Annotated in this window: 9 protein-coding genes; all 9 read right to left on the reverse strand. The window is 29.4% G+C overall.

Annotated features, from left to right (window positions below; translation table 11 throughout):
* Position 1 precedes the first annotated feature (1 nt).
* Positions 2 to 2,362, reverse strand: coding sequence for a BT4734/BF3469 family protein (locus ABWO04_RS03580; protein ID WP_353077379.1), 2,361 nt, complete (start codon positions 2,360 to 2,362; stop codon positions 2 to 4).
* A 100-nt stretch (positions 2,363 to 2,462) separates the two neighbouring features.
* Positions 2,463 to 2,705 carry a hypothetical protein gene (locus tag ABWO04_RS03585; RefSeq protein WP_353077381.1) on the reverse strand — a complete coding sequence of 81 codons (243 nt, stop codon included), beginning with the start codon at positions 2,703 to 2,705 and terminating at the stop codon, positions 2,463 to 2,465.
* A 60-nt stretch (positions 2,706 to 2,765) separates the two neighbouring features.
* The gene (locus ABWO04_RS03590) at positions 2,766 to 3,221 is read right to left on the reverse strand and encodes a hypothetical protein (RefSeq protein ID WP_353077383.1); all 456 of its coding nucleotides are present in this window, start codon (positions 3,219 to 3,221) and stop codon (positions 2,766 to 2,768) included.
* A gap of 42 nt (positions 3,222 to 3,263) precedes the next feature.
* Entirely contained in the window at positions 3,264 to 3,920 is a 657-nt protein-coding gene (locus tag ABWO04_RS03595; protein WP_353077385.1) for a hypothetical protein, read from the reverse strand.
* Positions 3,921 to 3,924: 4 nt separating this feature from the next.
* The gene (locus ABWO04_RS03600) at positions 3,925 to 4,359 is read right to left on the reverse strand and encodes a hypothetical protein (protein ID WP_353077387.1); all 435 of its coding nucleotides are present in this window, start codon (positions 4,357 to 4,359) and stop codon (positions 3,925 to 3,927) included.
* A 2-nt stretch (positions 4,360 to 4,361) separates the two neighbouring features.
* Complete coding sequence (locus tag ABWO04_RS03605) at positions 4,362 to 4,559, reverse strand: hypothetical protein (protein WP_353077389.1); 198 nt, start codon at positions 4,557 to 4,559, stop codon at positions 4,362 to 4,364.
* 155 nt (positions 4,560 to 4,714) lie between these two features.
* Positions 4,715 to 4,918 (reverse strand): hypothetical protein, encoded by a 204-nt coding sequence (locus tag ABWO04_RS03610; protein ID WP_353077391.1) that lies wholly within the window; start codon positions 4,916 to 4,918, stop codon positions 4,715 to 4,717.
* A 63-nt stretch (positions 4,919 to 4,981) separates the two neighbouring features.
* Entirely contained in the window at positions 4,982 to 5,179 is a 198-nt protein-coding gene (locus ABWO04_RS03615; RefSeq protein WP_353077393.1) for a hypothetical protein, read from the reverse strand.
* Positions 5,180 to 5,299: 120 nt separating this feature from the next.
* Positions 5,300 to 6,214: hypothetical protein (locus ABWO04_RS03620; protein WP_353077395.1), on the reverse strand; the 915-nt coding region annotated here is incomplete at its 5' end.

Below are 6,214 nucleotides of genomic sequence, written 5' to 3' on the forward strand. Positions count from 1 at the left end.
TTTAAAAAGGTATATCATTATTAATTTCACTATCTGTTTTTATGAAAAAGTATCTTCCGACGTGGTCTTTGTCTTTTTCTAATTCGTAATTTTTGAATTTACAATATTCGTGTATCCATTTTAAGAACGTTTTAGACGTCATTAAATTATAATTCTTATATTCACTCGTAAACTTTGAAATGATGTCTGTATTGTAAATTCTGACGTTCTCAATAAGATTTCCGTCTTCAATCCAATCAAAGAAATCTTTGTTTGTACTTTGAATGAATCTTTTGATGTCTGCGTTTATTGAAATCGATTCAATCAATCCGTTTTTCAAAAACTTTTGTAAGTTCTTAATCATATAATTGTCAAACAAAATCCAGTCTTCAGATTCCCAAGAATCAAACAAAAGTCTTCCATATTCAGTAAGTGGATTTCTTTTTCCGTTGAAGTACTGAAAAAATTCAATTTCGTGTCTTCGTCTGTCGTGTGATGTTCCACTTCCATTAATTACATAATTTGTTGTTATTATAATTTTTGGCGAACGGTCGAACGGAACAAATATTTCGTCTTTGTTTTTTCTGTTGATTGTAATTCCTTCAGTAATAATTGAAAATAATTGTTCAAATTCAAAGTTCTTTTTCACGTCATCGAATGCCAATACTTGCGTATCAATTGAAACCCTTTGATAAATGAAATCACTTTTCTTTGTGTCAAATGATTTTCCGTCAATCTTTACAACTTTTTTAAAATTTGACAATGCTGAAATCATTAAACTTTTTCCAGATCCACCATTCGGATTGTCGTCAATTTCCTGGTCGTTTATTATGATTGCTTTTTGGTCCGTCTTGTCTTTGTATGAATGAATCAAATATCCAAGTGTGTGTTCCAACGCTTCAATTCTGTTTGTGTCTTTTGCTGAAACTTTTGAAACCATATCTTTAAAGTCGTTTTCAACGTTTTCAGATTTGACAAAATTTCTGTTTATGATTTGGTTTTCCCAAATGTAACCATCGACATCGATGAAATCAATCAATTCAACTTTTGATTTTGTAATTCTAACAACACCATTCAAAAACGGAATAAATGCTTCAGACTTCGAATCTTTAATCATTTTTAATTCAATCGATTCCAACATTGTCAAATAATAATCGCTAAACAATTGACTTGATTTCGAACAAAAATTGAAAACTTCGATTTCGTTTCGGTCCAGTAAGTGTTGCAACACGATGTCTTTGATTATATCGGTGCTGGATTGTGTTACTTTGTTTGATTTAATATGAACGAATGTCGGTTGATTTGACGATTCTGGGTAATACTTTTTAAATCCTTTTCTTTCAAGCCAATATTTGTATTTCAATGAATCAATCTTTACTGAAATATTTCCTTTTTTGTCTTCATACTTTTGCCAGAAATCGTCGTCTTCGTTTATTTCGTTTATTTCTTCAATTATTTTTTCGTCGATTTTTAAAAAATTTGCGATTTCTGTTTTAGGCACACCTTTTGACAAATTGTTTTTTATTCTGTCAATTTTACTTTGGTCTTCAAAATACTTTGATGAAGGTGTTGCACGTTTATAAGCACTTTTAAATAATGTCATCAATTCGTTTTCAGAAAAATTTCCTAAAACAACGTTGTTTGAAACATATCCAAAAGCATAATCGAATTGCACACCAAACTCACAAAGCGCCATTGCAAGAACAAAAAGATTGTTGTTTCTTTCCCCTTGTTTAAATCCGTATCTTGAATCCCACCATTTCAATAAACGTCGAATGATTTCGTCTTCGTCTTGCAAAGGCAATAATGGTTTCTTTTCGTAAACTGAAAAGCCTTCGTCTTCGTTTAATTTGTCCCAAACTTTTGCGTTTTCATTTATGTAAACGTCTGGATCATAACTTTCAAAACACACCCTTGAAACATTTGAATTTTTAAAGTCAAAATAATCTGAATTAAAATATTCACCGAATGATTTAAAATATCTTTTGTGCGTTTCTTTGTCTGTTTTTGGTATTCGAATCAATGCTTTCAATCCGTTTCCACTTGGTGAAGTGAAAACTGAAAACACAAATTCGCATTTCATTAATCGTTCACGTTCTTCGTGTTTCTTTTCTTCAGATTCATATTTGTCAAAGTCAAGAATGCAAAGTCCAGAATGTTCAATCAATGCATTGTCGTTTCTTGTTGAAAACGTACCATTGAAAAGAATTGAAATCAATGAATTTTTTAATTGTTTCTTTTCTTCAGTTTCTGGCATCGTTCTAATTTTCAAAATCTTTTCTTTTGATGCACCAGTTTTGATTCGATCCAAAACCTTCAAGACATCGAGTTCAAACGGAACGTCGTCGCTTTTGTATAGTGATTTAAATATTGATATATTCATTTTAATTGTTTTTTAATTAGACGCAAAGACGCAAAAATATGAAAAAAATCTGTGTCGTGTGTTTTTGTTTTCGTTGTGGTTTGTTAATAAGGATTTTGCGTCATTGTGTTACTCGTTGAAATGCTTTGTCAATTTTGTTGTTATCGTGTAAATATACATTTTTGACTTTTAAAAGCCATTCATAAAATTCAGACATTTGCTGAATGTCAGATTTTTTGTTTGATTGATTTAAGATATTCGATTTCATTTTGTATTTCAATTTTAAGTGTTGGAATAAAGTTTGTTGGTATTTTACCGAATTGAAAAAAGATTGCGTTGTAAATTGTTGTTGTTCTTTTTCCAATTTTTTCAATTGCTCGATTTCGTATGTGCGACGGAATAGATTTATAAATTTCTGGTTTCATTAAAATTTTAGTTTTGAATTAATATTGTAAAAATTTACAAGTTTGTCATAAATGAATTGATTGTCATTTGCTAATTTAAAAACGTTTTCAAATAAATCGTTGTTTTTTAAACTGATTTTTTCTTTCAATTTTTCGTTTTCAAGTTTTAATTCATCAATTTTGTTTTGATAATCTAAAAATTTAAAATCAAATCCTTCATTTAAAAGTTTTAGTTTGTTTTCTATTCGTCGAATATGTGGCAAATCTTTTATAATTTTATACAAATTAAGTAAGTGCGAAATCGAACAATGTTTCATATTAATTGTGTCGCCAATACTTTGCAAAGTAAAATTTTGTTGTCTTAAAATATTACAAAAAATCGCTTTGATTTCTACAATTTCACGTCTTCTTGAAGGTTTGCTTATATCGATTCCAGTAATTGTTGTAATGTCTTTTAAAAGTTTTATGTTTTCCATAATATAAAAAACGATTGACCTATACATCGTGAGGTGATTTTATTAAAAAATGTCTTCAACTGAAACTTCTTCGTCTTCAATTACTTCAATTGATTTTGCCAAATATGAATCAATGTATTTTCTCAATTCATTGTATGCATTATCGGCTTGAATTGCCTGGTCTGCTGACAAAGTGTGTGCGAATTTAAATTCTGGAATCGAATATTCAACTTTTCCTTTTTTCAATTCAATTGCGTTTGAAACTTGAATCCATTCGTCAGATAAACGTGAGCGTGATTTTTGTGTGAAATCGCCCCAAGATTGAACTGAAGAACCTTTGATATTGACGTTTGCAATTTCGCCAGATTCTAACATAATGTAAATTGATTTCGTGTAATGACCGCCCATTGCAATAATGGTTTCTTTGATGTCTTTGTAAATACCTTTTACAGATTGATTTCCTTTGAAAAGTCTGACATTGATTTCGTCATTTCCGATTGATTTCACTTCGTTAGAATAAACACCAGATTGATTTTTGTCGTTCCAACCTTTGATTGTGTGAAATTCCATAAGCGTCAAAAACTTAAATGGTAATTCAATTTTTACATTTTCTTTTTTGTCTTTGTCATAATATGCAAAGGTTTTGTCGTCTGATTTCCATTCAAAATAATACTTTGTAGGATTTGAACTTTGTGTCTGAAATTCTGCTTGTCTGCTCATTTGATTAAAATTTAATTGTTATTGATGATTTTCTTGGTGTTGTCGATACTTTTGGAACATCGTTCCCGTATGCATCAAATACGTCAATTCTTTGTGCTAATTTTAAAAGTTCTTCACGTTCTTTTAATTGTTTTTTAAATTCTTGATAAACGATGTCTTCGTCATAGTTGATAATGAAACCGCCTTGAACTGGATTGAACTCTACATTGTGCAATGTGGTTTTTTCAGTTAGTGAAATTTCTTCACGAAGTTGTGAATCCATCGCATTGATTGTTTCTTTAATTTTTGCGACTTTGGTCCAAAATTCCATTTTGTCAATTTCGCCATCTTTTAGAACTGAAGACACGATTTCTTTTCCTCGTGAAATGTAGTCTTTTTTTCCGAAATGAATCGGAAAAGATTCTTGTTCTCGCATTAATTCAAAAAGTTGTTTGCTCATAATTATTTGGTTTTAAATGTTTCTTTGTAATATTGTTTTCCATCATTAATATTTGCGTTCCATTGTACGTCGTAAGCATCAATTATTTGTTGCTTTTCAATTTTTTTTGCTTGTTCAATTTCTTCTTTAAATGCAAATTTAAAATTTTCATTAAAATTATTTAATAATTGAACTAAAAATTCTACCGCTGATTGTTTCATTTTAATTTGGTTTTAAATTGTTATTGTTATCGTTTTTGTAAATTTCGTAAATGAAGTAAATCGCAAGTGCAATTGTGATCCATATTTTTAAACTTAAATTTTCAGTGTGCAATGCTATAAAAGCAAATAATAAAATAGTAAATGTTTTCATAATTTTAGTTGCTAAAAAATGTGTTAATTTTTTCAATGTTCAATTCCAAATCAAATAATTGACTTAAATAAAAACAATCTTTCAAAGTTAATTCAGTCCAGGAAATTTTGTTGTCTAAAGATTCCATTAAATATTCTGAAATTAATGAATCACTATTTAAAAGAATGATTCTATTTTCTAAAGACATTTTTTGTGATAATTTTTTCATCGTGTTATTTTTTTAAGTTTTAAAAATTGTGCGTTGAAGTCGCACCCCTTATTTATTATTTAATTAAATATTTTTTGCTATTAAAAAATTATTAAACATTGTGTCCATTTGTCCAGATGTTAAATTAACTCTATGGTTAACCCACTTTTTTAATAATATTTGTAAATCATTTTCGTTTTTTAATTCAAATTTTATTGCTTTTGCATATTCTTTTAAATCATTAATCATTTTAAAATCTTGTTGTGTAAATGTATTTGTCATAATATTTTTTTTTAGTTGTTATTTCTTTGACAAATATAAGACGTTTTTTATTAATACAAAACAAATTATAAAAAAAGATGCAAAAAAACACTAATTTATAATGATTCTAAATAAGAATGATTAAAAAATATGTGTCAATCTTGCGATTTGTCCGAAGTTTTTGTGATGAATGAAACCTTCAATCGCCTTTGGTGCGTGTTGATACCCGTTTCGGTGATGCCAAGAATCGGTTCCACTTGGTGAACGCAAACTTTCAATTGTGCAACCTATAAAATCTTTTGCAATTTTATGATGAACGTGATGCGTGTAGATATAACGATGCTTTGAATTGGTCCAGTCTTTTGATTCTGAAGCCATAAGCAAAGGTAAGTTTTCTAATTTTGCCCCGTCCCCGTGTGTTGATCCAATAAGATTGTCGTAATACTTGTAATATTTTCGATGTGAAATTGAAACATCAAACGTAATATTGATACAATCTTTAAAATAGGATTGAATAACTTGGGCCAGGAAAAATCCGTTTGTGTAGTCGTGATTTGATGGATTGAAAACGAAGTGAACGTCTGCAACTGGAATAAGCATTTTTAATACATCGACATATAATTGCTTTGCAATCATAAAATTTTCGTACCACATTCCGTCTGTGTCTTGTGGTGTTCCGCTTGTTGTAGTTCGTTTTGGATTGTCAATGTGCAAAATATCATTTCCGCCAATAAAGACAATTTTGTCAATATTGAATCCAGACGATTTGTCAAGAATACCTTTGACACCTTCCAAAGTTCGTTGAACCGCAATGTTTTGATTGTATTTTTCGCCAGTTTCCCACTCGTTGCAAAGTTTTCCAATATGAATGTCGGCTGGACTTAAAACAAGACAATGTCCGTCTTTAATATACGACCTTTCAAAAACGGGAAATATAGTTTCAAATTTTTGTAAGTCTTCAATTAATAAATCGGCTAATTGTTTAAATTCTTTTTCTTCTGGTTTCTCAAATAGTGGATTTGTAACACGAACAGATTCAGTTTTTGTCTTCAACCA

The sequence above is a fragment of the Flavobacterium sp. genome, assembly GCF_040382755.1.
Classification (GTDB): domain Bacteria; phylum Bacteroidota; class Bacteroidia; order Flavobacteriales; family Flavobacteriaceae; genus Flavobacterium.